At 58.4% G+C, this 23320-nt stretch carries 24 protein-coding genes, 2 tRNA genes and 4 pseudogenes; 11 read left to right on the forward strand and 19 right to left on the reverse strand.

What is annotated here, in order from left to right; all coding sequences use genetic code 11:
- Positions 1–37 precede the first annotated feature (37 nt).
- The 5 genes from ACQ4MY_RS08695 to ACQ4MY_RS08715 all read left to right on the forward strand — a co-directional run bounded on the left by ACQ4MY_RS08695 (position 38) and on the right by ACQ4MY_RS08715 (position 3786).
- Entirely contained in the window at positions 38–1342 is a 1305-nt protein-coding gene (locus tag ACQ4MY_RS08695; protein ID WP_008080515.1) for an OprD family porin, read from the forward strand.
- A 231-nt stretch (positions 1343–1573) separates the two neighbouring features.
- Positions 1574–2320 (forward strand): 2OG-Fe dioxygenase family protein, encoded by a 747-nt coding sequence (locus tag ACQ4MY_RS08700; protein WP_008080516.1) that lies wholly within the window; start codon positions 1574–1576, stop codon positions 2318–2320.
- Positions 2321–2399: 79 nt separating this feature from the next.
- On the forward strand, positions 2400–2777 hold the full coding sequence (locus ACQ4MY_RS08705) for a GNAT family N-acetyltransferase (protein ID WP_008080517.1): 378 nt from the start codon (positions 2400–2402) through the stop codon (positions 2775–2777).
- Positions 2774–3490 (forward strand): AzlC family ABC transporter permease, encoded by a 717-nt coding sequence (locus ACQ4MY_RS08710; protein ID WP_053116559.1) that lies wholly within the window; start codon positions 2774–2776, stop codon positions 3488–3490. Before ACQ4MY_RS08705 ends, ACQ4MY_RS08710 begins: the two co-directional genes overlap by 4 nt.
- The gene (locus ACQ4MY_RS08715) at positions 3469–3786 is read left to right on the forward strand and encodes an AzlD domain-containing protein (RefSeq protein ID WP_007952614.1); all 318 of its coding nucleotides are present in this window, start codon (positions 3469–3471) and stop codon (positions 3784–3786) included. The genes ACQ4MY_RS08710 and ACQ4MY_RS08715 overlap by 22 nt, the downstream gene beginning before the upstream one ends.
- Here the strand turns inward: ACQ4MY_RS08715 and ACQ4MY_RS08720 are convergent.
- Complete coding sequence (locus tag ACQ4MY_RS08720) at positions 3703–4629, reverse strand: LysR family transcriptional regulator (protein ID WP_008080520.1); 927 nt, start codon at positions 4627–4629, stop codon at positions 3703–3705. The genes ACQ4MY_RS08715 and ACQ4MY_RS08720 overlap by 84 nt on opposite strands.
- 333 nt (positions 4630–4962) lie before the next feature.
- On the opposite strand from ACQ4MY_RS08720, the gene ACQ4MY_RS08725 reads away from it, so the two are divergent.
- Entirely contained in the window at positions 4963–5370 is a 408-nt protein-coding gene (locus tag ACQ4MY_RS08725) for an MbcA/ParS/Xre antitoxin family protein (protein WP_440094814.1), read from the forward strand.
- Between the two features lie 11 nt (positions 5371–5381).
- Entirely contained in the window at positions 5382–6047 is a 666-nt protein-coding gene (locus ACQ4MY_RS08730) for an RES family NAD+ phosphorylase (RefSeq protein WP_008080522.1), read from the forward strand.
- A gap of 42 nt (positions 6048–6089) precedes the next feature.
- Here ACQ4MY_RS08730 and ACQ4MY_RS08735 read toward each other — a convergent pair whose 3' ends face one another.
- Positions 6090–6371 carry a DUF3077 domain-containing protein gene (locus ACQ4MY_RS08735; RefSeq protein ID WP_053116564.1) on the reverse strand — a complete coding sequence of 94 codons (282 nt, stop codon included), beginning with the start codon at positions 6369–6371 and terminating at the stop codon, positions 6090–6092.
- Positions 6372–6845: 474 nt separating this feature from the next.
- Here ACQ4MY_RS08735 and ACQ4MY_RS08740 point away from each other — a divergent pair.
- Positions 6846–6950: pseudogene (locus ACQ4MY_RS08740) on the forward strand (helix-turn-helix domain-containing protein); the annotation flags it as partial.
- Between the two features lie 331 nt (positions 6951–7281).
- Here the strand turns inward: ACQ4MY_RS08740 and ACQ4MY_RS08745 are convergent.
- The 7 genes and pseudogenes from ACQ4MY_RS08745 to ACQ4MY_RS08775 all read right to left on the reverse strand — a co-directional run bounded on the left by ACQ4MY_RS08745 (position 7282) and on the right by ACQ4MY_RS08775 (position 12720).
- Positions 7282–7357, reverse strand: a tRNA-Thr gene (locus ACQ4MY_RS08745).
- A gap of 75 nt (positions 7358–7432) precedes the next feature.
- Positions 7433–8252, reverse strand: a pseudogene (locus ACQ4MY_RS08750) (FkbM family methyltransferase).
- Positions 8253–8506: 254 nt separating this feature from the next.
- Positions 8507–9742, reverse strand: coding sequence for a methyltransferase (locus tag ACQ4MY_RS08755; protein WP_440094815.1), 1236 nt, complete (start codon positions 9740–9742; stop codon positions 8507–8509).
- Positions 9723–10412, reverse strand: a complete 690-nt coding sequence (locus ACQ4MY_RS08760; protein WP_440094816.1) for an ABC transporter permease — start codon at positions 10410–10412, stop codon at positions 9723–9725. The genes ACQ4MY_RS08755 and ACQ4MY_RS08760 overlap by 20 nt, the downstream gene beginning before the upstream one ends.
- Positions 10413–11105 carry an ABC transporter permease gene (locus tag ACQ4MY_RS08765; protein WP_007909165.1) on the reverse strand — a complete coding sequence of 231 codons (693 nt, stop codon included), beginning with the start codon at positions 11103–11105 and terminating at the stop codon, positions 10413–10415.
- A 78-nt stretch (positions 11106–11183) separates the two neighbouring features.
- Positions 11184–11933: an ABC transporter substrate-binding protein gene (locus ACQ4MY_RS08770; protein ID WP_008080539.1), complete on the reverse strand. Its 750-nt coding sequence runs from the start codon at positions 11931–11933 to the stop codon at positions 11184–11186.
- Positions 11934–11946: 13 nt separating this feature from the next.
- On the reverse strand, positions 11947–12720 hold the full coding sequence (locus ACQ4MY_RS08775; RefSeq protein WP_201149401.1) for an ABC transporter ATP-binding protein: 774 nt from the start codon (positions 12718–12720) through the stop codon (positions 11947–11949).
- Between the two features lie 554 nt (positions 12721–13274).
- Here ACQ4MY_RS08775 and gabP point away from each other — a divergent pair.
- Positions 13275–14666 (forward strand): GABA permease, encoded by a 1392-nt coding sequence (gabP, locus tag ACQ4MY_RS08780; protein WP_008080541.1) that lies wholly within the window; start codon positions 13275–13277, stop codon positions 14664–14666.
- A 70-nt stretch (positions 14667–14736) separates the two neighbouring features.
- On the opposite strand, the gene ACQ4MY_RS08785 is transcribed toward gabP, so the two are convergent.
- The 4 genes from ACQ4MY_RS08785 to ACQ4MY_RS08800 form a co-directional block, all read right to left on the reverse strand.
- On the reverse strand, positions 14737–15189 hold the full coding sequence (locus ACQ4MY_RS08785) for a hypothetical protein (protein ID WP_158830481.1): 453 nt from the start codon (positions 15187–15189) through the stop codon (positions 14737–14739).
- Between the two features lie 6 nt (positions 15190–15195).
- Positions 15196–15609 carry a hypothetical protein gene (locus tag ACQ4MY_RS08790; RefSeq protein ID WP_008080543.1) on the reverse strand — a complete coding sequence of 138 codons (414 nt, stop codon included), beginning with the start codon at positions 15607–15609 and terminating at the stop codon, positions 15196–15198.
- Positions 15610–15637: 28 nt separating this feature from the next.
- Complete coding sequence (locus ACQ4MY_RS08795) at positions 15638–16612, reverse strand: alpha/beta hydrolase family protein (RefSeq protein ID WP_440094817.1); 975 nt, start codon at positions 16610–16612, stop codon at positions 15638–15640.
- Between the two features lie 67 nt (positions 16613–16679).
- Positions 16680–17738 (reverse strand): PDDEXK nuclease domain-containing protein, encoded by a 1059-nt coding sequence (locus ACQ4MY_RS08800; RefSeq protein WP_158830479.1) that lies wholly within the window; start codon positions 17736–17738, stop codon positions 16680–16682.
- 258 nt (positions 17739–17996) lie between these two features.
- Here ACQ4MY_RS08800 and ACQ4MY_RS08805 point away from each other — a divergent pair.
- Positions 17997–18445 (forward strand): annotated as a pseudogene (locus tag ACQ4MY_RS08805) (carboxypeptidase regulatory-like domain-containing protein).
- A gap of 74 nt (positions 18446–18519) precedes the next feature.
- Positions 18520–18810, forward strand: a complete 291-nt coding sequence (locus ACQ4MY_RS08810) for a YceK/YidQ family lipoprotein (RefSeq protein WP_158830477.1) — start codon at positions 18520–18522, stop codon at positions 18808–18810.
- On the opposite strand, the gene ACQ4MY_RS08815 is transcribed toward ACQ4MY_RS08810, so the two are convergent.
- The 6 genes and pseudogenes from ACQ4MY_RS08815 to ACQ4MY_RS08840 form a co-directional block, all read right to left on the reverse strand.
- Complete coding sequence (locus ACQ4MY_RS08815) at positions 18807–19160, reverse strand: hypothetical protein (protein WP_440094818.1); 354 nt, start codon at positions 19158–19160, stop codon at positions 18807–18809. The two genes, ACQ4MY_RS08810 and ACQ4MY_RS08815, sit on opposite strands and share 4 nt — an antisense overlap.
- A 112-nt stretch (positions 19161–19272) precedes the next feature.
- Positions 19273–19348, reverse strand: a tRNA-Phe gene (locus ACQ4MY_RS08820).
- A 103-nt stretch (positions 19349–19451) separates the two neighbouring features.
- Entirely contained in the window at positions 19452–19724 is a 273-nt protein-coding gene (locus ACQ4MY_RS08825) for an oxidative damage protection protein (protein ID WP_008080549.1), read from the reverse strand.
- Positions 19721–20788: an A/G-specific adenine glycosylase gene (gene mutY, locus ACQ4MY_RS08830; RefSeq protein WP_008080550.1), complete on the reverse strand. Its 1068-nt coding sequence runs from the start codon at positions 20786–20788 to the stop codon at positions 19721–19723. The genes ACQ4MY_RS08825 and mutY overlap by 4 nt, the downstream gene beginning before the upstream one ends.
- Positions 20785–23010, reverse strand: a complete 2226-nt coding sequence (locus tag ACQ4MY_RS08835) for an AsmA family protein (RefSeq protein WP_440094819.1) — start codon at positions 23008–23010, stop codon at positions 20785–20787. Before ACQ4MY_RS08835 ends, mutY begins: the two co-directional genes overlap by 4 nt.
- A gap of 78 nt (positions 23011–23088) precedes the next feature.
- Positions 23089–23229 (reverse strand): annotated as a pseudogene (locus tag ACQ4MY_RS08840) (aspartate 1-decarboxylase autocleavage activator PanM); the annotation flags it as partial.
- Positions 23230–23320 lie beyond the last annotated feature (91 nt).

The raw sequence follows: 23320 nt of genomic DNA on the forward strand, positions 1-23320 counted from the left end.
GACACAGCGCGTTTCAACCCGTAATAAGGAAAACAAAATGTTGAACAAGCGAATCAGCCTGATCGCTCTGGGGATGTTGAGCGCCACACAGGCCATGGCTAACGACCAGGCCGAGTCCAAGGGTTTTCAAGAAGACAGCAGCCTCAAAGTGCTGTTGCGCAACGCCTACATCAACCGTGATTACAAAGACGGTAACGACGACAAAGCCGAGTGGGGCCAAGCGGCCATCGGCACGTTCTCGTCCGGCTTCACCCAAGGCACTATCGGTGTCGGCGTGGATGCCTTCGGTCTGTACGCACTGCGTCTGGATGGCGGCAAAGGCCGCAGCGGCGCCGGTGGTATCGACTTCTTCAAGCAAGACAACGGCAACGTTGCCGGCCAGCACGGCGATGCCGCCAACGATCTGGCCAAGGCTGGCGCAGCGGTCAAATTCCGCTTCTCCAACACCGTGCTGACGTACGGCGACCAGATGCCGGCACTGCCGGTGCTGAACTACGACAACTCGCGTCTGTTGCCGGAAAGCTACACCGGTACTTTGATCACTTCCCGTGAAATCAAGGGCCTGGAACTGAATGCCGGCCGATTTACTGCCGAATCGCGCAAGAGCGATGAAGGCCGTGACAGCGGTGGTCTGAAGTCGATCAACGTGTTGGGCGGTAGTTACCAGTTCACTGAACACTTCAAAGGTGCGTTGTACGCTTCCGACGTTGAAGACGTATTGAAGAAACAATACGTGAACGCCAACTACGTGTTGCCGTTCAACAAGGATCAATCGCTGACCCTGGACTTCAACGGCTACCGCACCAAACTGGACAACTCCTATGTCCGCGAAAACGGTGTGACCGGCGACGACAACAAGATCTGGAGCCTGGCAGCCACTTTCGCCACTGGCCCGCACTCGTTCACCGTGGCGCACCAGCGCTCCACCGGCGACAGCAACCTGGGCTACGCCTACGGCGGCTACCAGAAAGATCAAAACCGTGTCGGCGATGGCGGCAACACCATCTACCTGGCCAACTCCTACTGGTCGGACTTCAACGCTGAAGACGAACGCAGCTGGCAGTTGGGCTACGGCCTCGACTTCGGCGCGTTCGGCGTTCCGGGCCTGAGCTACAACTTCGCTTACGTGCGTGGCGACAACATCACCACCTCCACCAGCACCGGTGGCACCGAGCGCGAGATCTTCAACCAGTTCAAGTACGTCGTGCAAAGTGGCCCGGCCAAAGACCTCAGCGTGAAACTGCGCAGCTCGATCCTGCGCGTGTCGCAGAAATCCAGCGAGTACAACGTGGGCGGCAACGAAGTGCGTGTATTCGTGGATTACCCGATCAACATCTTCTGATGCCCGATCCGGTGTAAGAACCGTGAAAAAACTCCGACTGGTTCGGAGTTTTTTTTCGACGGTTTTTCGATGAAAACCGGAAAAAACCCGAGTTTTTGTCATGTAAAAGTTGTTTTTAAGTCGCTTCAATCACCGTTTCAAACAGGGCTTTAAATGCCTGAAATTCTTTCTCATGGACGCAAATTCTCCACCTAATAGATTAGGCCGCTCAACGCAGCGGAGAATTTGGTAATGATCGTTTTGAACAGAGAAGTGGGCGAATCGCTACGGCGCGACAAATATGTCAACGTCCAGGGTGGTGACTTCAATCTCTACGGTCATTTTGCCGACTTCGTCAGACTGACCAAAAGTTGGGAAAACATGGAGCCTGACAGCTACTACGGTCAGGCCGAAGCCGGCATGCGTTACCGTCGTTACAGCGACTTCGAATACAACCCGAAAACCCGCGAGCTGACGCAACTCGAGCATCGCGCGTACGTGCAATCGAAAGAGAACAACGCCTACGTTGGCGGCCTGGTGCGGCACTTCCAGGACTTCTCCGATGAAGTGATTTCTTCGCCGGTAATGCGCAGCCTGATCGACACCGATTTCGAAGTGTACAAAAGCGTGTTGCCGGAAGAGCTGCACGATGAAATCTGGCAGTGCCAGATCCATCAGATCCGCATCGAGATCAAACCCGGCAAACAACTGGAAATCACCCCTGAAGGCATTCACTGCGACGGTTACCCGTTCAGCGGCGTGCATTTCTGGGGGCGCAACAATGTCGAGGGTGCGGAGAGTCGTCTGTACGACATCCACGAGCATCAACTGGCGTCGACCACTTACGAGGAAATTCTCGACACCACCTACTTCCTCGACCGCGACATGCGCCACTACGTGACCCCGGCGCGCAACAGCCACACCCATGCCATGGCGTATCGGCAGATTCTGGCGATTTCCTTCTCGCGGCCCGGGACCGCTTTCGACATTGTTCGCTAATCAGATCACCCCAATCGATGGCGTCGAGTGCTCGACGCCTGTGGTGCTGCGACGCGCCACGGCCAAGGATGCGCAGCGCATGGAGCGCTTCTTCCGCCAGTTCGACGAAGTGTCCTTCTGCGAATGGCAGGACGCCAAGTGCCTGCGCGGCGTGCTGATCCAGAAAACCACGACGGCCTATCTCGCCTTCGACGTCGCCGGCGAAATTGTCGGCGCGGTGCTCGGTGGCATGCTCGGCAGTCGCGGCACCATCAATCATCTGGCCGTCAGCCCGCGCTATCGCAGCCAGGGCGTCGGTCAACGTCTGGTTGAAGCGGCGTCGTCCGACATGAAGCGTGTCGGTGTGTTGCGGATGTTTCTGTTTGTCGACGATGCTAACCTCGCGGGCAAGCGTTTTTGGACTGCCCAGGGTTTTTGCGAGCCCCACGGTGAACGGACTTTTGAGAGGGATCTATGAATGAAAGGTCCGGCAGTGCGCCGCTGATGGTCACCCATCAGCCGTCGCGCACGTTTGCCGAAGCCAGCCCGGTGGTCGCCGGGTATTTCACGGTGTCATTCGTGTTCGGGCTGATGGCCGTCAACGCCGGGTTGCCGATGTGGCTGCCGGTAGCGATGTGCTTGTTCGTGTATGCCGGCGCATCACAATTCGCTGCGCTGGCGCTGATCTCCAGCGGTGCATCGCTGACCACCATTGTGCTGACCACGTTTCTGATCAACGCGCGGCACATGCTGATGTCGGTGTACATGGCCAAGGCCCTGCGTGCACTCGGTTTGAGTCGCATGGAACGTTGGGCATACGCCGGTGGCCTGACTGATGAATCCTTCGCCTTCCACAGCGTCAAGCTCGGCACGGGCGCACCAGTCAACGTGCGCTATCTGATCGGCTTCAACCTGTTCTGCCACACCTCGTGGGTGCTCGGCGGATTGCTCGGCGCGGTCTGCGCGCAGTACGCGGCGCACCTGATCAAATATCAGCTCGACTACGCACTGACGGCGATGATGCTCTACGTGCTGGTGTCGCTGTGCAACACGCGCAATAAACTGATCGCCGCTGCGGCTGCGGTGATCTGCATGGGCGCCCTGAGCCTGGTCGGCAGTTCGCCGTTTAATGTGTTTATCGCCACGTTTGTGGGCTGCGGAGTGGGTGTATGCCTGACCAAACGTTCCTGATTCTGGTGGTCGCGCTGATGATGGCCGTGACCTTCCTGCCACGCGCCTTGCCATTGCAAGTGAATACCGAGCACTGGCCGCCGTTTGTTGCGCGGGCGCTGGAATACTTGCCGGTGGCGATCGTCGCTGCGATCAGCCTGACTCCCTTGTTGATCAAGGATCAGCACATACAGCTCGATCGCCCGGAATTCTATGCCGCGATTCCGACGTTGCTATGTGCGTATTTCAGCAAAAACCTCTTTCTCAGTGTGGCGGTTGGGACGGCTGCGTACATTGCGCTCGGCTCGTTCATGTAGTGGCAGATCGACGACGTCACTCAACGCCTGGCTCGACAACTCCGGATTGTTCACCGCCAGGCGTACCTCGAGGAAATCCTCGAAACCGGGGAAAATCGTCAGGCCGTTCTTCTGCGCGGCCTCACGCGAAACCATGCCGACCGCGTCCATTTGCGTGATCAACGACAGCGTCAGCGTTTCGCTGCACGAATAAACCATGCGCTGGCCGTTCTCGTGATTGCCCAGACCGGCGTCGAGAAAGCGCAAAAAGCTGTGGGAATAAGGACAATCTTCCGCAGGACGCACCTGAAACTTGTTGCCCAGCAACGTCAGTGGATCGTTTTCCTGGCCGCAATGCGCGCCGACCACCTGCACCTGAACATCCGGCAAGACAATGCTCGGCAACCCCGGCCGCTGCGGGCCGATCAGCACCGCAAGGTCAAAGTCTTCGTTCTTCAGCTTACTGAGGTTTTCCATCGACTCGGCATAACTGAATTCCATCTGGTAATCGGGAAACACCTCGATCAGGCGCCCGATCATTCGCCGATTGAAATCAGGCGACAACGTGTTGTTCAACGCCACCTTCAACGTACGTTGGCCCGGCACCTTCAGCGCCTCGACCTTTTCTTCCATCTGTCGCGTGGCAATCAGCACTTTGTCCATATAAGGCGTCAGCTCAGTGCCTTGCGGCGTCAGCGTCAGCCCTTTGTTGGAACGACGAAACAAGCGGAAACCGAACTGCTCTTCGACCTTGTTCAACTGCGCGGCCAGCGCCTGCACAGTCAGGCACGAATGCTCGGCTGCGGCCGACAACGAGCCGGTCTGCACGATGCGCATGAGGTTGCGTAAGGTTCTGCTATCCATGGGTAATGCCCTCTAAAGTGGGCTGGGTATTGTTGTTTACGAGACCGCCGGTCCGGCGGCCATATGCTGGGTATATTCCTGCACCTGAGCATAGTTGTCGCGGGTTTAGTAGCGAATTGATGTCCCTGCCGATGGCTGGAGGCTGACACAGGATCGGGGTTTTTGGGGGGATGGGGGTGATGGGGGTCAAAAAATACTGCCTTCGAATAACAATTCCTGATGATTTTCGGATTTTTTCGCTCGGAACAATTTGCTTCATATCTGGATTAAAAGATCACAAGTATCCGTATCTGTACTAGGCTGAAACATGTCCTTTCATTAAGGGAGGCGAGCATGCCTACCTCATCCCCAGCCCTCACCCCACGCGAACAACTCGACTCCCCCGAAGCCGGTCGCGTTGCGCTGAAGTTCTTCTTCAACCTCATGGAGCGCTGGGGCTGCAGCGCTGAGCAGCAACGCACATTGCTGGGCGGTGTAGGTAACACCACGTTCTATAAATACAAACACCTGCCGAACATACGTCTGCCTAACGATACCCTTGAGCGCATCTCTTATCTGATGGGCATTCACAAGGCGTTGAGCATCATTTTCAGCAACAGTCGTGAACGCGCCTACACGTGGGTCAGCAGTCCGAACACGGCGGCACCGTTCAATGGGCGAACGGCTCTGGATTACATGCTCGCCGGACGCGTGGTCGATATCGCCGATGTGCGTCGTTACCTCGATGGGGTGCGCGGTTGAAGGCGCCAGAGATGGTTGATGTGGCGTGGCCGAGAGCCTATCGGATCGTCAACAGCAGCTTCCCGCCGATCGCGTTGTTCGAAGACGTGCTCGATCCCGAAGATCTGGAAGTTGCCTACGCAATTGAAGCGCTGACCAATGATCGGTTGATAGAGCAGGCCGGGGTTCTCGCCCGAGTGCGGCCCGAAGATCGACTCTCTGGCCCCGGCTCTACTCCGGTGATGGCTGCGTTCACCCACATCGGCAAACGCAGTCGTTTCTGCGACGGCACCTTCGGTGTTTACTACGCCGCGAGCAGTCAGGCTGCTGCGATCGCCGAGACCTGTTATCACCAGGAGCGATTTCTTGCGGCGACTCAAGAAGCTGATCTTGAGTTGACCATGCGGACTTACGTCAATCGGGTGGTTAAACCGTTGCACGATATTCGTCACGATCACCCCGAGCTGCACAATCCGGATCCGGACGCTTATGGGCCGTCTCAACTATTCGCCCGGCAGCTACGCGAAACAGAGTCGTGGGGACTGCTTTACAACAGCGTTCGCCTGCCGGGCCATGAATGCATCGCCGCGTTCCGGCCGCCTGCGGTGTCGATTCCAAAGCAGGGCAAGCATTTGCGCTATGTGTGGAGTGCGACTCAGCAGAAGATTTCGTTTGTGCTTGAAATCAGTCAGGTTTGAAACGCAAAAGCCCTCGCATCAGCGAGGGCCTTACACCGGTGTTTACATCAACGGCTTGTCCGACGGCGCATCCATCACTTTCACCACATCATCGATCAGCGCTTTGCTTAACTCCTGCAGATACTGCGAGGCATAAGCGTGAAGATCAGGGTCTCGCGAGATTGAAGTGTCCGCAGTGAGCAGTCGTGAAATGTGAAGCAAGTGGGATGCGTGGGAAAGGGCGGCGATTACCGGCACACCACGGTTGGTGCGGAACATCGCTTGATTGGATTGAAAGGAAAAGTGGGTGAGGCCGAGTGTTTTCAGATCTTGAGAATGGGTCATTTCGCTTCACCTGCAGTTCGAGAAGGGCGGCGTGAAGTGACCGGGGTTACTGACGGATCAATGGCTTTCATTTGTGAACTCCCTGTATCAAATGAGAGCTGCCAATTCGTTATCAGACGAATGGGTGGCAGCTATGCGCGGGCTGATAAACCGGAGATACAGGAACCCGGCAGACCCGAAGGTCTCCCACGCACAGCCGCCATTGCACGGTAATGCAGACACAAAAAATGCGCCGGCAAACGTGAGTTGGGGCGCTGGTGCGCCTGTATCTTACGCGGGTTATCAGGCCCGGTCGCTGAATTGGCAGCGACGGGTTTGACGGTAGCTTGGGGATTAGCAGGCGCGCAATCGTGGCCAGTAATGGCTTTGCCTGGCTTCTCGTTACAGCAGATTTCTCAGGATTTCGCGGCATGTGTTTTGTCGGTGACGACTTGTCCTTAACCTTTTCTAAGCAACAAAACGAGGAGATCAGCGATGGTCGTTGAATTGGAGCAATTCCAGCAGGACTTACTGGAGTCTGTACGTCAGATGAAGGCCGGTGAGGCCGCGCGCGTAACGCAGATGCTGCCCTCTGCGGCGGAGAAACAAAGCGTCGAGGCATCAAGCACTCTGGACTGGGAAACCGCGTTGCCATTGACTCCGCCGGTTCAGTGAGCTGAGAAACACTGCTCATGCAATTACGCTTTTTTATGGGCGCACCAAAATTATTGCCAGTTCATAATTTGGCATAAAAGCGGAAATTCGGGCGTTTTGGGCAAAAGCCGTGTTTTGTGGGAGAAGGGCGTCTGGCGATTAGATCGACGTGTGCGGAGGAGAGGCGCTATTTCTACTGAAGCAGAAACGCTGCCAAAAATATAAACACCCCAGAAACAACAAAGCCCCTGCATTTCTGCAGGGGCTTCGTTTTGTATGGTGCCGGCACCAGGAGTCGAACCCGGGACCTACTGATTACAAGTCAGTTGCTCTACCAACTGAGCTATACCGGCGTGTGGGCGACGATTATAGCGACTGGATAATTTCTGTAAACCCCTGAATTCAGACTATTTTTGCATCTCTGTAAATCAAGCCTTTCTTAGTACATTTCGCAGGGTTTGCACTGCCTTCACAGTCCGGCTGTTTTGTAGGGCGAACAGCTGCGCTTCGGCCTGTTCGGCGCGGTGCAGGGCGGTGGCGAGTTGTTGGGCGGTGTCGAGTTCGCCGGGGCTCAGTGGGTGGGCGAGGGCGTGGCCTTGGCACAGCCGGAAATTGTCGAGATTGCACGGCGGGAGGTCGAAGGCCGGTTTGATGCTCAGGTGTTCTTCGGCCAGGAACCACGTGTTGAGGCCATCGAACAGGACCGATTGGTAGCCGGCGTTGGTGGCCAGGTGTTCCCAAGTGTGATCGCGCAGCCATGGGGTTTCGATGACGATGATCCATGGGCGGAAGCGGCTGAAGTCCATGCCGCGCAGGACGGTTTCTTCGTGGCCTTCAACGTCGATTCTGAGGAAATGGATCGGCCGATCGGCAGCATATTGTTCGCAGATGGAGGTCAGTGTACGGGCTTCGACGGTGAGGCTGCGCACGTTCATGCCTAGGTCCTTGCGTTGCTGGGCGACGGCTGGGTCTGCGGTGGAGAGGCCGGTGCCGGGGATGCCGTAGAAGGTCATTTCGCCAGGCTGGTCGCGCGACGCATTGCACGGTGGCATCGCGCGGGCGTTGCTGGCACAGCGCGTCGTAGTAATCCTGCATCGGCTCGACGTTGACGCCGTGCCAGCCGTGATCGTAGAAGGCTTTGGTGACTGAGTCGTGGCTCGGGTCATTGGCGCCGACATCGATGTAGAAACCGTGTTCGAACTGCTTGAGTGCGCGCCACCGTATAGCGAGGGTTACAAGGCGCTGCAATTATTCGCTCGGCGAAGCTGATTTTCGGCGGTTATGTCGTTTTGATTGGCGGCTTATGCACAACTGAGTAGCCCGAATACGCGCTTAGGCCAGTCTTTGTGGGCGCGTTCTCATTTTGTTCGCAAATGCCTGTTTTATTGGTTTTTTCTTTATGTGAACAAAAAATGACCAGAGCTGTTTCAGCGCCGAAACAGGCGTGGATATTGGATCCGAGCAAAATCCATCAACAGAGTTATCCACAGGCTGGCGGTGGTTTATTCGCGTTCGGCCAACAATAGAAAATTGCGCGGCGTCAGCGCTGATTCGCAGAAAGTGCCGAGGCGTACGACGTATCCCTGTTCGGCGAGGAAAAGTGCCCGATCGAGGCTCAGCCAAAGCTCTAGCGGTCGTCGGAATAATCCGCGCAGCAATTCCAGATTGCGCACTTCGGCCAATCGTTGCCAACCGGCTGATTCCAATGCTGCCCAATCTGGCGTGCCAACTGTGGATAACTCTTTGAGATCGGCCAGATCGTGGCAGTAATCGTCAAAGGATTTATCCAGCCATGCGCTGGGCAACGATGGCGTGGGCAAATACTCGTCGACGCCGCGCACTTGCCGTTGCAGCAGGTCGAAAGCGAGGCGACGGGCCATCGAGGTGTCGCGCTGACGTCGGACGCGTGCACCAGCGGTGACGGTTTCGCTCATCGGCAGTGCCAGATCTTCCAGTGAGAGCTGTAGGAGCGATGCCAGTCCGACGTGGGACAATGGCTGATACTCGCTGCGACTGATGCGGTTGTAGCAGCAGGGCGCGATCGCCATTTGCCGGCAACCGGCAGCGCTGGCCAGTTGCATCAAGCGCACGTGCAGATCGCCGCAGGCGTGGAGTGCGACGGGCGTTTGAGTCGCGCTCAATACGGCAGAGGCGTCCGCCGCCAGTACGTCCTGCTGCACATGCAAAGCGTGCAGATGATGGCGCTGACTCAACGCCTGTCCGCTCGCGACCAATTGAGGATCGTATTCAACGCAAGTCAGTTGCTGCTCCGAGCCCAACAAGCGCCGCCCCAAATGCCCCTTGCCCGAACACCAATCCAGCCAGTGCGTCGGCTGCGAAGCGAAGGACAAACGACTGGCAAACGCCTCGATCTGCTGCCACTTGCGCCCCGGCACATCGACATTCAACCGATGCCCCGCAGCGTCCAGCGTATGCCCCGGCAGCTCACCCACCGCGCTCAACTCAGCCGACAACGCGGCCAGTGAAGCAAACGGCTCCGGCGCATCAACAAGATCAGCAGGTTGGTTGTGAGCGTTTTCCGCGTCTTCCAGCGACCGTCCGCGTAGCCACGAGGACAACTCCGGGTAGGACGCTTCCCAATCAAGCGAAAGGTGAGTGAACGGTCGAGGTTTCCACAGCGCCTGATGTTCAATCAAAAAAGCATCCAGCGCCGTGAAGCGGGCGAGTAAGTCCTCGCCCGTCAGCACGTAGGAAGAATCAACGCCCTTGGCAGGCATCGACGCGCAGCCAGCGCTCCAGCAGCTTGAAGCCGCGGACCAGCACGTAAGCCATCAGCAGATAGAACACGCCCGCCGCGAAAAAGATCTCCACCGGCAGATAGGTGCGGGCAATGATCGTGCGCGCCATGCCGGTCAGTTCCAGCAAGGTCACGGTACTGGCCAGCGCACTGGCCTTGAGCATCAGGATCACTTCGTTGCTGTAGGCCGGCAGGCCGATACGCGCGGCACGCGGGAGGATGATGTAGAACATCGCTTTCGGCTTGGACATGCCCAAGGCCCGCGCCGCTTCGATCTCGCCCGGCGGAATCGCCTGAATCGCCCCGCGCAGAATCTCGGCGATATACGCCGCGGTGTGCAGGGTCATGGTCACGGTCGCACACCAGAACGGATCGCGCAGGTACGGCCACAACGCGCTTTCACGTACCGCGTCGAACTGCGCCAGGCCGTAATAAACCAGGAACAGCTGAACCAGCAATGGCGTGCCACGGAAAAAGAAGATGTAGGCGTAAGGCAGCGAGCGCACGAACCACAGCTTCGAAGAGCGGGCGATGCCCAGCGGAATTGCCAGCAGCAGGCCAGCGATTACCGCGATGGCTACCAGCTCCAGGGTCAGGGTCGCGCCCTGCGCCAGTTTCGGCAGCCACTTGATGATGACTTCCCAGTTCATTTAAGCGCTCCTCGCAAAGCCGCGAGCGGCGCGTTTTTCCAGGAAGTGCATGCCGGTCATCGCCAGCACGGTCAGGCCCAGGTACATGATCGCGGCGACCATATAGAAGGTGAACGGTTGTTTCGACACGGTCACGCCGATTTGCGCGTGACGCATGATTTCTTCCAGGCCAATCACCGAGACCAGCGCGGTGTCTTTCATCAGGATCATGAACAGATTGCCCAGGCCGGGCAGGGCGATACGCCACATTTGCGGCATGATCAGCCGGGTGAAAATCCGCCATTTCGACAGGCCCAGGGCCTGGCCGGCCTCACGGTGGCCTTTGGGAATGGCGAGGATCGCACCACGGAACACTTCCGTGGCGTAGGCGCCAAAGCACAGGCCCAGAGCGATCACACCGGCGGCAAAGGCGTTGAGTTGCAGGTCGGGGTTGCCGAAGAACTCACCGAGGGCGCGCATCAGGTTGACCGTACCGAAGTAGATCAACAGCACCCAGAGCAATTCCGGGACGCCACGCACGAGGGTCGAATAAGTGCCGCCAAGCCATTGCAGCGGCTTGTACGGGGAAGTCTTGGCCAAGGCGCCGAGCAGACCGAGCACCAATCCCAGGCACAGGGCCGTAAGGGCCAGTTGGACGGTCATCAGCGCGCCGGCAGCGAGGGCCGGGCCGAATCCGTAGAGGTCGATAATCATGGAGTTCTGTTCAAATTGCGGCAGGCAAAGTCGGGAGCCGGCGCCGTGCAATCACGGCGCCAGTCCCACAGGTCAGGATCAGTAGATGCTGAACGGGAAGTACTTGTCGTTGATCTTCTTGTAGGTACCGTCGGCGACGATTTCCTTCAGGGCAGCGTTCAACTTCTCACGCAGTGGATCGCCTTTGCGCACAGCGATGCCGATCTTGTCGCTTTCTACAACCGGGTCACCTTTGAACTCGTAGTTCTTGCCAGCGTCGCTTTTCAGCCAGTCATAGTTGGCGTACTTGTCGGCGAGGATCGCGTCGACACGACCGGAGGTCAGGTCGAGGTAGGCGTTTTCCTGGGTGTCGTAGAGGCTGACTTTGATGTCATCGGCGTAGGTGTCTTCCAGCCAGGTACCGGCCAGAGTGGCGCGCTGAGTACCGATGGTCTTGCCTTTCAGCGAGTCCTTGTCGGTTTTGAAGTCGACGTTTTTCGGGGCGATGAACTGCAGCTTGTTCGAGTAGTACGGGTCGGTGAAGTCGACCGCGCCTTTGCGCTCGTCGGTGATCGACAGCGAGGAGATCAGGAAGTCGAACTTCTTCGCGTTCAGTGCCGGGATGATGCCGTCCCAATCGGAAGTGACTACGGTGCACTCGACTTTCATCTTCGCGCACAGGGCGTCGCCGATGTCTTTGTCGAAGCCGACCACGTTGCCGCTGGCGTCTTTGTTGTTGAATGGCGGGTAAGCCGCTTCGATGCCCATCTTCAGGGTTTCAGCCATGGCACCGGCGCTGAACGCGAGGGTGACAGCGGCGGCCAGGAAGACCTTCTTGAAATTCTGCATGCATGTTGCTCCGTTAGCGGTTGCTGGACATGAATTGTTTGCAGCGCGCCGAAAGCGGGTTTTCGAACACCTGCTGAGGCGATCCTTGCTCTTCTATTAGACCTTGGTGAAGGAACACCACTTCGCTGGAGACCTGACGGGCGAAGCCCATTTCGTGGGTCACGAGCAGCATGGTGCGGCCTTCTTCGGCCAATGCGCGGATAACACTAAGTACTTCCTGAACCATTTCCGGGTCAAGCGCCGAGGTGGGTTCGTCGAACAGGATCACCTTCGGTTGCATCGCCAGCGTGCGGGCAATCGCTGCACGTTGCTGCTGACCACCGGACAATTGCGCCGGGTAGGCGTGGCGCTTGTCGGCGATGCCGACCTTGGCCAGCAGCGCTTCGGCGACTTCGATCGCCTCGGCCTTGCTCTGGCCGAGCACGCGACGCGGCGCCTCGATGATGTTGTCGAGGATGCTCATGTGCGGCCACAGATTAAAGTTTTGAAACACAAAACCAATCTCGGAGCGCATGCGATTGATCTGCTTGCCGTCAGCGGCAACCAGTTCGCCATTCTTCGCCGGTTTCAGCTTGAGTTCTTCACCGGCCACCAGAATCTGGCCCTGGTGCGGGTTCTCCAGCAGGTTAATGCACCGCAGGAACGTGGACTTGCCGGAACCGGAAGAACCGAGGATCGAGATCACATCGCCGTCGCGGGCGGTCAGCGAGATGCCTTTGAGCACCTCAAGCTTTCCGTAGCGTTTGTGCAAGTTGCGGATTTCAAGCGCGGGCGTGGCCTCAGCCATGTGCGTTCCTCATATATGTTGCGCTCCAGCTGTTGGATGGCCTTCCTGGCGAGGCGGCCAAGCTAGCATAGCGTTTCAATGGCAGCCAACAGCGCTGCGAGCGGTTAACGGGTGGCGTGTGGCAGGTTGTCGCATCGGCACAGCAGACTGTCGCCCCATCAACAACCGAACGGGTGTTTGATCGTGCAAACCCGCGGGTGTCGCGTAAAAAAAGGCGCGATGTTGCCAGCTTTGGCGGGGTGTTGGAAGCGCTATCCGGCCGAACGTTCCTGATTCGCCCTTTTATTGTGCATCCCACACTTTTTCAGTGTGTTTCTGGTGCGCTGATTCGTCTTGAAAGTGAGTCGCAGGGTAACGTTCTGGCGAATAGCCATTAATCTCAATGAGTTGCGATGAATGTCCGGTCGCACGCAAAGCCGCGATCCAGAAGACTTTGAAACATTTTGGCGCATTTATTGCGTGCAGAATCCGGAACGCCCTGTTGGTTTCTTTTTACGAGAAAGAACACGCCAGACAGGACGGACTGAATCGCTTTCCTCGCAAAGGTAGTTTCGATGAGCAGTACCCCAAGCTCCAATGGCCTCGAACAGGGGCTCAAACCGCGTCATGTGACCATGTTGTCGATCGCCGGTGTGATCGGCGCCGGTCTGTTCGTTGGCTCCGGCCACGCCATCGCTGCTGCCGGCCCTGCTGTGCTGCTGGCTTATGCCGCCGCCGGTACCCTGGTGGTGTTGGTGATGCGCATGCTCGGCGAAATGGCTGTTGCCTCGCCGGACACCGGTTCGTTCTCGACGTACGCCGACCGTGCCATCGGACACTGGGCCGGTTTCACCATCGGCTGGCTGTACTGGTGGTTCTGGGTATTGGTGATTCCGCTGGAAGCCAACGCCGCCGCGACCATCCTCCACGCATGGTTCCCGGGCGTAGGCATCTGGGCTTTCGCGCTGATCATCACCATGTTGCTGACCGTCACCAACCTGTTCAGCGTGAAGAATTACGGCGAGTTCGAATTCTGGTTTGCCCTGATCAAAGTGCTGGCGATCATCGGCTTCATCGCCCTCGGTCTTGCAGCGATCTTCGGCTACCTGCCGAACAGCCAGGTCAGCGGTGTGTCGCACCTGTTCGACAGCGGCGGCTTCCTGCCAAACGGCATGGGCGCGGTACTGGGTGCAATCCTGACCACCATGTTCTCCTTCATGGGTACCGAAATCGTGACCATCGCGGCCGCGGAATCGAAAAACCCGGGCAAGCAAATCTCCAAGGCCACCAACTCGGTGATCTGGCGGATCGGCTTGTTCTACCTTGTATCGATCTTCATCGTTGTAGCGCTGGTGCCTTGGAACGATCCTACGCTGGCCAACCTCGGTTCCTACCAGACCGTGCTTGAGCGCATGGGCATTCCTAACGCGAAAATGATCGTCGACATCGTCGTTCTGGTCGCAGTGACCAGCTGCCTGAACTCGGCGCTGTACACCTCGTCGCGCATGCTCTTCTCCCTCGGCAAGCGTGGCGATGCCCCGGCCATGTCGACCCGCACCAACAAAAGCGGCACGCCTTACTGGGCGGTGATGCTGTCGACTGGCGCAGCGTTCCTCTGCACATTCGCCAACTACGTGGCCCCGGCCGCCGTGTTTGAATTCCTGCTGGCCAGCTCCGGCGCCATCGCCCTGCTGGTTTACCTGGTAATCGCCTTCTCGCAATTGCGCATGCGCAAACAACGCGTGGCGCGCGGCGAGAAAATCGAATTCAGCATGTGGCTGTTCCCGGGCCTGACCTACGCGGTGATCATCTTCATCGTCGCGGCCCTGACCATCATGTTGTTCCAGGAAGCGCATCGCGTGGAAATCCTCGCGACTGGTTTGCTGAGTCTGATGGTGGTGGCCGCCGGTCTGCTGGTGGCACGCCGTCGCAAGCTGGAAAAACGTGGCGCGGTGGTGTTGAACTGATCCGTAACACGTAATGCAAAACGGCCGCTGTCAGTGATGACTAGCGGCCGTTTTTATTTGTGAGCGATGTTTATTCGCTCTTGTCTTCCTGTGCTTCCACCGACTTGCCATAAGCATCCAGCGCAATCCCGAAATCGGTGATGAACTGTGGTTCGCTCAACCAGGCCTGGGCTTCTTCGATCGTTACGCCTTCGGCCCACATGCGGTAGTCGATCAGCATGTCGGCGGCCAGGTGGGTGGCGGCCATGCCTTCGTTATCGGCGTTTTCCATGTCCAGCAGCTCTGGATGGTCAACGATGACGAACGCCAGTTCGCGCAGCAGCGTCAGAAGCATTTCGTTGCGGCTGATGGCTTCGGCGTCGCGCATTTTGCTGAACATCGCCAGGACGTATTCCGGCACCGGCTCGGCGAGGTGGTCGAGGTCTTCGTCCTGCTCCAGCGGCTTGCGGCCGACCATACGGATTTGCTTGGCTTTGGCCTTGGCGCGTTTGGCGCGTTTCTGTTGCTTGTTCAGGGATGCCATGGGAACTCAGTTCTTCTGTTGGGTTTGCGCGGCGATCGCGTCGGACGCCGCCACATAGTCGGCCTGGAAGGCCGGGGATTCGATCCATGCCAAGGCGCCTGCCTCGTCGGTTTCCTGCGACCACTGGCGATACTCGATCAGTGCGGCGAGGATGAAATCCATCGCGCCTTCTTCGCCTTCCTGCTCGTAAACCAGCTCCAGCAGCGGGTCTTCGAGGAACGCGGTGCACAGGGCCTGCTGGCTGATCTTCTCGGCGTCGATCATTTTCTTGAACAGCTCGGTCAGATCCACCGACTCGAAGTCGATTCGATCGTCGTTCGGGTCCAGCTCGACCGGCGCTTCAGCGCGTTTGGTGCGGTTCTGCTTGGCCTTGGCTTTGGCCCGGGTGGCGCGTTTTTGCTGCTTGTTGGCGGAGGCCATGATGTGTTCCGTCGTGCGTTGAGAGGGCTCAGCTGCGCGGGACTTGCCGCCCGGGTGTGTCGGGGGCCAGTGCGCCGGTTTGCAGCCAGGTCAGAGCGATGGGCCATAGTGTGGCTTGGTATGCGCTGCGAAAAAAGGCGAAATGTCCGACTTGTTGCTCGCCGATGTCCTGCGGCTCGATGCGCAGGTGGGTTTTTGCCGCGTTGCTGAAGTAGCCGAGCAGGCGTTCGATGGCCGCAATTGTGCCGTAGGGATCGTCGCTGATGCTGATGGCCAGAGTTTGGGCGCGGACATTGGCGAAGGGCAGGGCGCCGCTTTTTTCCATCAATGCGCGACCGCTTGGGCGTCCTTCGAAACGCGCGGCAGGCGTGCTCCAGTCGCGCACGACGCCCGTTGGCGTGTCTTCCAGCCAGCCGAGGCGTTTGCCAGGGAAGTAGCCGCAGAACAGCGTTATCAGCGGCATCACGACATGCCATTTGCCGAACATGCGCCAGCGCTGCTCGGGTGCGTAATCTCGCCAGTAGGCGAACTGTGCGCCGACGGTGACCAACCGTCGGATAGCTCGCCCTGATTCGGACAAACCCGCCGCGCATCCGCCAAAACTGTGCCCGACCACATCAATGGGCTGGCCGGGAAACTCGCGTTGCGCACGCTTGAGCATCGCTTCGAAATCCAGCGCGCCCCAATCTGTCCATGAAGCGTTCAAGCCTTTGATCGAAGCATGTCGCGATTCGCCGATGCCACGGTAGTCGTAGGTCATCACGTCGAAACCATGGGCGAACAGATAAGCCGCGAAGCGCGAGTAATGACGACAGCGCACAGACGTAGCCGCGTTGATGATGACGACAGGGCGCTCGGCGTCGGGCAGGGAATGGCACCGAGTGAAACCACCCAAAACAAAGCCGTCGGCAGCCGCTTCCTTGAAAGGCTCACCTTGCGTCGCAGCCAAAGTCGGCGACTTTGACTGCGTGTCCTGCATTGCGGGCATGTCCTGACAGCTCATGACAATCGACCTGGGCGGGTAAGCTGCCAACGATAGTCTGCGCGCCGCCCAGTAACAATCCGCAGGTTTATTCAGTGGATTCAGTAAGCATGCGTTCCTCGATCAAGGCCTGTTCGCGATTGAGTTCTGCGCGCAGCTCCTCTTCACTCGGCAGGATCGTCTTGTAACTGCTGGCGAACAATTGCTCATTGCCCTTGAGCATTGAGTAGCGCGCCACCGAATCGTTGCTCTCGGCAGAGAGGATGATCCCGACTGTCGGCTTGTCGCCCTCGCTGCGCATGAGCTCGTCGTACATGCGCACATACATGTCCATCTGCCCGACATCGCGGGCGCTGAGCTTGCCGCGTTTAAGGTCGATGATCACAAAGCATTTGAGCAGGTAGTTGTAGAACACCAGATCGATGTACAGATCGACGCCGTCGGTGCTGATGCGTTGCTGGCGAGCAACGAAGGAAAAGCCTTTGCCCAGTTCGAGCAGAAAGCCCTGCAGGTGGTCGATGAGGGCTTGTTCCAGGCCGCTTTCCCTGACCTTGCCCGCTGACGGCAGCCCGAGAAACTCGAGCATCACCGGATCACGAATGAATTCACGCGGATTGCACTTCATTGCCTCGATGTTGGTGGTGGCTTCTTCGATCACGTCGGCTTTGTCTCGACTCATGAGGAGTCGCTCGTAGTACAGCGTAAGGATCTGGCGATCGAGGGCGCGGCTTGACCAGTTCAGGTTGGCGCACTCGTCCATGTACCAATGGCGCGCTTTTTCATTGTTCACTCCCAACAGCCGACGGTAGTGGGTCCAGCTCAATTCGGAACGCACCGCGTTCCAAATTGGAAACAGCTGATAAAAGCTGCGCATGTATCGCAGATTACGATCATCAAACCCTTTACCAAACTGCGCCGTCAAATCCTTCGCCAGCAAGGCAAGCAACTGCTTTCCATAGCCCGCACGCTGGGCACCTTGCTGTTCAAACTCGACGATATGCCGGCCGATCTGCCAGCAGGTCTGCACTTGGATCGTATCAACCGCTCGCAGCACTTTTTGCCGCGCCTGACGAATCAACTCGCCCAGCTCTCCCGGCAATGAATCGATTTTCGGGTCTTGCGTGTCAGCAGGTTTTAGCTGGCTCATCGGTCTTCCGCGTTATTGGGAACAGAGGCAAAAGCATGCCAAGAGTTGCCGTTGCGGTATGTCGGGAGAGGCGACGAAATCCGCAGGAAGAGGCGGTGGGTGTTGCAGGACATTGCCGAGTCAAACGGCTTTAACGGGCAAAGGTCTGTAGTCCATTTCGTACACCCGCCAAGTGCCAATCAATCTGAAACCCACTCTCGCCGGCAAAATCTAAAAGGAGTAACGGTTGGGCTCTGCCAGAGCCCGGGAGTCGTCATCATGAAACGCGTTCTAACCTTCATGCTGCCCGTCGCCGCTGTGATTGCATTGTTGTTTCCGGTGATGTTGCAGGCAGCCAGTCTTGAGCCCATCGACAGTGCCGGGGTGCAAGTTCAGCAGCAACACAGAATGGCATCAGCTATTTGGCCGGAGGGGTCGGTGAGGATGAGGCGAGGGCCATTCAACAAGCCACCGGTTACAACCTGCACATGACGTTCGCAGTGGGGCCGCAGGATGAGTACACCGCAGATGTCGATGTGACGATTGAACAGTCGCCGGGGCAAACCGTACTGACCCTCAGCCAGACGGGGCCGCTGCTGTACGTGAAATTGCCGCCCGGCAAGTACACGGTGGTGGCCACTCGTAACGGCGAAACACGGCACGATGTCACAGACGTTGGCAGCGGCACTGCGCGCAATCTGGTGTTTCACTGGAATGATGCTGGATAGCGATGGGTGTTTGTCAGGTTGAGGCGCCGGTACAATCCCGCGCCTCTTGTTTTGTGATGTAAGGAAGCGCCGGTTTGAAAGGGATTTTGCGTGTTGGCTGTGTAGCAGGCCTGGTGTTGCAGTTGGTGGGTTGCGGAACGTTCATCGGCCGTTTGAATGACGGTTTGTCCGATGCTCAGTATTACCGAGGGGTTGATGGCAACCTGCACCTGCTGGGTGTGCGCGGAGGCGGCAGCAGTGGCATGCCGGCGGCCGTGATCTGTTACATGATGATTGTCTGTCCGATCATCACCGTTGTATCCCTGCCAGTAGACGCCGCGCTGGACACGGTTCTGCTGCCTGTCGACTACATCAATACACTTTAGGTTTTCTTTGTGCGGCGTTTGCTTTTCGGTGTGTGCACGGGCTCTTGCACTTTGCGGTAGACCCACAAGCCGAACACAGAAAACGCCAGCAGAAACACCGTGCCGATGCTTTGCGACACAAACTCAACCCAGAATCGCCGCGGTTGCAGGGCCAAGGTGTAGGTGCTGCGCGGGCCGCGATTGTTGGTGGTGATGGAGCCTGTGAGCCAGCTGTCGACCAGCATCCAGATTGATGCACCGATGCCGAAAACAATCAGCAGGGCAGCGAGGATCGTCAGCCAGTAAGTCGTGCGGCTCGGGCGATACGGCGGCGGATGGGGCAGGGGCACGCGGGTTCGTTTCTGGTTCATCAGCTTGATGACCCTCTTCCGTAAGGGGCGGGCAAAGTAGCGCGGATTCAGTGTTTATCAAATCGCAGGCATAAAAAAACCCTGAATCTTGCGATTCAGGGTTTTCGGTATTTGGTGCCCAGAGACGGAATCGAACCGCCGACACGGGGATTTTCAATCCCCTGCTCTACCGACTGAGCTATCTGGGCAACGGGGCGCATTAAAAGGGTTTTTCGGATTTACGTCAACGACTTTTTTAAAATTTCTTAAATTAATTCCGTCGCTTACGATCCGACCCCCGATTTCCGGGGTTTACTCTGCAGGTGGAACGTAGCCTTCGGCTTGAGCGTATTCCTCGCCGGAGAAGTACTTGTCCATTTCGCCCTGAAGATATTTGCGGTCTTCGGCGTTCATCATGTTCAAACGCTTTTCGTTGATCAGCAGGGTCTGGTGTTTCTGCCAGTCGGCCCAGGCCTTGGCCGAGACGTGGTCAAAAATATCCTGACCTTTGGCGCCCGGGAAAGGGGCGCGTTCCAGGGCGGGCAGTTGTTCTTTGTATTTACGGCACATTACGGTGCGGGTCATGGCGACTCTCCTGCATTCAAGACGGCGGCCGCGCGTTCGAGCAAGGTTTTGACCGGGGCGGCGAGGCCCAGGCGCGGCGGGGTGGCGAGGTTATACCAGAGCCAGTCGGCCTCGGCCACGTGATGGGCGGCCTCCTGCACCTGGACCAGCCAGGGTTCGATGGACAGCTGGAAATGGCTGAATGTATGGACAAGGCTCGGCAGTGCCTGCTGCTCGCCCATGGTCAGCGCGTGCTGATCGGCGAGGTGCTGCAGGTCGTCGAGGTCGTCGAGTTCCGGCAGGCTCCACAAACCGCCCCACAAACCGCTCGAGGGGCGACGGTAAAGCAGAATCGCGCCGTCGCCGTTGGCAAGCATCGGCATCAGCGTGCGCTTCTGCGGGATGGCTTTACGCGGCTTGGGGATCGGGTAGCGGGTTTCGAGGCCGAGCATGTGCGCTTCGCAACCGCGCTCCAGCGGACACAGCAGGCAACTCGGCTTGCTGCGCGTGCAGAGTGTGGCGCCGAGATCCATCATCGCCTGGGTGTAGGCGTTGACCCGATCGTGTGGCGTAAAGCGCTCAGCGTTGGCCCAGAGCTGTTTGGCGACCTTCGGCTCGCCGGGGTAGCCCTCTTGCGCAGTAAAGCGCGCCAGCACGCGTTTGACGTTGCCGTCGAGGATCGGCGCGCGCAGACCCATGCTGATGCTCGCAATGGCGCCAGCAGTGGACAGGCCGATGCCCGGCAGATCGGTAAGCTTTTCAACGTCACGCGGAAACTCGCCACCGTACTGACTGACGACGATCTTCGCGGTCTTCTGCAAATTGCGCGCGCGGGTGTAGTAACCCAGCCCCGTCCACAGGTGCAGCACTTCGTCTTCTGGCGCTGCGGCCAGCGCTTCGACCGTCGGCAGCGCGGCCATGAAGCGGTCGAAGTAATTCAGCACGGTGCTGACCTGGGTCTGCTGCAACATGATCTCCGACACCCATACCCGATACGGATTGATGTCCTGTTGCCAAGGCAGATCATGGCGGCCGTGGCGGTCGAACCACTCCAGCACCGCCGTGGAAAACTGCTCCGCTCTCATCGCTTGAACAGCCCCTTCAATGCGTTTTTCAATTCCGGGCTGACCTTGTCGCCGAGTTTCTCGTCGATCTTCTCGCTGAGCTTGTTGCCCGCCATTTTGGTGGCGACCTGGCCGAGGCGATCATTGTCGATACGGCAGGCCTTGGCGCCGAGTTCCAGCGGGCCACGGCAGCGCAGTGGCCACTCGATGCCGACGAACTTATCGCCGACCTGGCAGGCCGGATCCGGCATGGCGCTGGTGTCGCCTTCGACGATGATGCCGACGCGATAGTCCATGCCGAGCACGCGCAGGTCGATGTCGCCGTCACCGTTGACGGTCATGCCAGGGATGCGCACTTTCAGGTCCGGGTTGCTGGCGATGCCGTTGCGGAAGGTCAGGTTGCCTTTCAGCTCCTGGAATGGCGTGTCTTTGCCGCGTGGCTCGCCGCTGAGGGTTTTGCGGTTGAGCGTGGCGATGCCTTTGCACAGTTGCTGTTCAAGGTTGGCGTTGAGCAGCACGCCGTTGTTGATCACAAAACTGGCGTTGCCGTTGAGGGTGTCGATCAGCGCTTGCTGGCTATTGCCGCTGCTGGTCACGTTGCTGGTGAGGGTCACCAGGCCTTTGACCGGCGGGTTTTTGCCTTGGCTTTCGAGGATTTTTTCCGCAGGCACGCGGTTGAGCCTGGTCTGCAAATTCAGCACCGGTGCGCTTGGGCGCACGTCGAGGGTGCCTTTGGCCTCGAAACCGCCGTTGTACAGCTCACCGCTCAGGTTGGTCAGGGTCAGCAAGCCGCCTTGGCCGGTGGCTTTCAGTGCGGCGTTCTGAATCGGCAGTTTGTCGAGGGTCAACTGGCCGAAGGTCAGGTCGGCATCGACGTCAAGTTTGGCCAGGCGTTCAACCGGCAGCAGGCGCTCGGTGCTCCAGGCGGTTTTGCTCGGCTTGTCCGGCAGCGGTGTGGAGCCGGCGCCGGCCATCGCATCGGCTTCGGTGCTGGCCACTTCGGCCTGGCGTACTTGCGTAGCGTTCGTGGCTTTTTCCGATTTCGGTGGCAGGTAGCGGTCGACGTTGAACGTGTCAGCCTTGAGCACGGCGCGCAGCGATTGTTTGGCGAAGTCTTCGACGGCGATGCGGCCGCTGAAGCTACTGTCGTCGAGTTTCAGATTGATGTTGTCGAAAGCGACGCTGGTTGGCGTGGCCGCCACGCGGCTGACCAGTTCGACTTTGCTCAGGCTGCCCTCGGCCATGGCCGGGAGTTTCTGGCCGATGCTGTCGACGAACTTCGCCAGATCGAACTGGGCGATGGAGAGGCCGCCGCTGATCTGCGGGGTTTTGTCGAGGTCGTTGGCTTTCAGTTCACCCAAAGCGCGCAACTGGTTGGCGGAGATCTTGATGCCGGTCCATTCGGCGACGTTCGCCGCTTTATCCAGCAACAACTGCCCTTGGGCTGCGAAGGTCATAGTCTTGCCTTGCAGCGGGTCGCCAGCCAGTTCGCCGGACAGTTTCATGTCCTCGAACTTGTAGCGTTGCAGGGCGCGCTCGATGCGCAGCTCGCCAGTGAGCTCGGTGCGCACGCGCAGCACCGGCTGATTGGTGCCGAGGAACGCCGTGGCTTTCACCGGGATATTGGTCGAATCGTGCACCGGGCCGGTACTCAACTGAATGCTCTCAGCGCTGAACTGCTTGCCGGTCTTCTCATCGTTGTATTCAACGCGGGCGTTGTTGACGGTCAGGCTGTCGATGTCGAGGCGGATTGGCTGTGGCGGTTTTTCCACGGCGGCGGTGGTTTCGCTCGCCGGTTGGCCCGCAGTAGCGGCGGGCGGCGTCGTGCCGGCCGGAGCGGGCACCTTGCCGATGTCTTCCCAGTTGCCATGGCCGTCCTTGTCGCGGTTCAGGCGCAGGTTCAGGCCTTCGACGCGCACGTCGCTCATCTGCACTTCGCGGCGCAGCAGCGGCAGCACGCGCACGGAAAGGCCGAGCATCTGCAAATCGGCAAACGGTTCGGTCGGTTTGACCAGCGTCGCGACGCTGGCCTCGTGCAATTCCAGGCCGAGCCACGGGAACAGGCTCCAGCCGATATCGCCATTGAGCGTCAGCTCGATGTGGGCCTTGTCGCGGGCTATCTGGCGGATCTCGTCTTTGTAATCGTTGGGATCGAAGAGGTGGGTCAGGGCAAAACCTGCCGCCACAATGATCAGCAACAGCCCGAGAAGTACCAGACCCAGGATTTTGCCGAACGCTTTCATGGGCGAGTCCTTGTAATTAGTCGAATTCGTAATTTAGCCAGGGAGTATAGCGCTGCAAATGCCCGGTTCGGTGTGGCGTCATGTTGCCAGTACCTCCAGCGGCACGCTTGGCTTCGCCGCGACGGCCTGAGCTTCGAGAGGCCCGGCAGGCGCCAACAGGCGCAGTTCGGCCCCCGCTTGCGACGCCATTTTCTGCGCTTGGTTCACCCGTCGTTCAGCAAAAATCGCCCCGTGTAGGAGCTGCCGAAGGCTGCGATCTTTTGATGTTTTTCAAAAAAAGGATCAAAAGATCGCAGCCTTCGGCAGCTCC

The organism is Pseudomonas sp. SM4 (assembly GCF_051913165.1).
Lineage (GTDB): Bacteria > Pseudomonadota > Gammaproteobacteria > Pseudomonadales > Pseudomonadaceae > Aquipseudomonas.

Bases quoted from the DNA above. Each gene is read 5' to 3' on its own strand.
- ACQ4MY_RS08725 (WP_440094814.1), top strand. From the start codon at position 4,963: ATGCCTACCTCATCCCCAGCCCTCACCCCACGCGAACAACTCGACTCC.
- ACQ4MY_RS08710 (WP_053116559.1), top strand. From the start codon at position 2,774: ATGAATGAAAGGTCCGGCAGTGCGCCGCTGATGGTCACCCATCAGCCG.
- ACQ4MY_RS08775 (WP_201149401.1), bottom strand. From the start codon at position 12,720: ATGGCTGAGGCCACGCCCGCGCTTGAAATCCGCAACTTGCACAAACGC.
- ACQ4MY_RS08795 (WP_440094817.1), bottom strand. From the start codon at position 16,612: ATGAGCTGTCAGGACATGCCCGCAATGCAGGACACGCAGTCAAAGTCG.
- ACQ4MY_RS08755 (WP_440094815.1), bottom strand. From the start codon at position 9,742: ATGCCTGCCAAGGGCGTTGATTCTTCCTACGTGCTGACGGGCGAGGAC.
- mutY (WP_008080550.1), bottom strand. From the start codon at position 20,788: ATGAGAGCGGAGCAGTTTTCCACGGCGGTGCTGGAGTGGTTCGACCGC.
- ACQ4MY_RS08835 (WP_440094819.1), bottom strand. From the start codon at position 23,010: ATGAAAGCGTTCGGCAAAATCCTGGGTCTGGTACTTCTCGGGCTGTTG.
- ACQ4MY_RS08700 (WP_008080516.1), top strand. From the start codon at position 1,574: ATGATCGTTTTGAACAGAGAAGTGGGCGAATCGCTACGGCGCGACAAA.
- ACQ4MY_RS08715 (WP_007952614.1), top strand. From the start codon at position 3,469: ATGCCTGACCAAACGTTCCTGATTCTGGTGGTCGCGCTGATGATGGCC.
- ACQ4MY_RS08760 (WP_440094816.1), bottom strand. From the start codon at position 10,412: ATGAACTGGGAAGTCATCATCAAGTGGCTGCCGAAACTGGCGCAGGGC.
- ACQ4MY_RS08765 (WP_007909165.1), bottom strand. From the start codon at position 11,105: ATGATTATCGACCTCTACGGATTCGGCCCGGCCCTCGCTGCCGGCGCG.
- ACQ4MY_RS08800 (WP_158830479.1), bottom strand. From the start codon at position 17,738: ATGAGCCAGCTAAAACCTGCTGACACGCAAGACCCGAAAATCGATTCA.
- ACQ4MY_RS08705 (WP_008080517.1), top strand. From the start codon at position 2,400: ATGGAGCGCTTCTTCCGCCAGTTCGACGAAGTGTCCTTCTGCGAATGG.
- ACQ4MY_RS08825 (WP_008080549.1), bottom strand. From the start codon at position 19,724: ATGACCCGCACCGTAATGTGCCGTAAATACAAAGAACAACTGCCCGCC.
- ACQ4MY_RS08790 (WP_008080543.1), bottom strand. From the start codon at position 15,609: ATGGCCTCCGCCAACAAGCAGCAAAAACGCGCCACCCGGGCCAAAGCC.
- ACQ4MY_RS08785 (WP_158830481.1), bottom strand. From the start codon at position 15,189: ATGGCATCCCTGAACAAGCAACAGAAACGCGCCAAACGCGCCAAGGCC.
- ACQ4MY_RS08735 (WP_053116564.1), bottom strand. From the start codon at position 6,371: ATGACCCATTCTCAAGATCTGAAAACACTCGGCCTCACCCACTTTTCC.
- gabP (WP_008080541.1), top strand. From the start codon at position 13,275: ATGAGCAGTACCCCAAGCTCCAATGGCCTCGAACAGGGGCTCAAACCG.
- ACQ4MY_RS08720 (WP_008080520.1), bottom strand. From the start codon at position 4,629: ATGGATAGCAGAACCTTACGCAACCTCATGCGCATCGTGCAGACCGGC.
- ACQ4MY_RS08695 (WP_008080515.1), top strand. From the start codon at position 38: ATGTTGAACAAGCGAATCAGCCTGATCGCTCTGGGGATGTTGAGCGCC.
- ACQ4MY_RS08770 (WP_008080539.1), bottom strand. From the start codon at position 11,933: ATGCAGAATTTCAAGAAGGTCTTCCTGGCCGCCGCTGTCACCCTCGCG.
- ACQ4MY_RS08730 (WP_008080522.1), top strand. From the start codon at position 5,382: ATGGTTGATGTGGCGTGGCCGAGAGCCTATCGGATCGTCAACAGCAGC.
- ACQ4MY_RS08815 (WP_440094818.1), bottom strand. From the start codon at position 19,160: ATGAACCAGAAACGAACCCGCGTGCCCCTGCCCCATCCGCCGCCGTAT.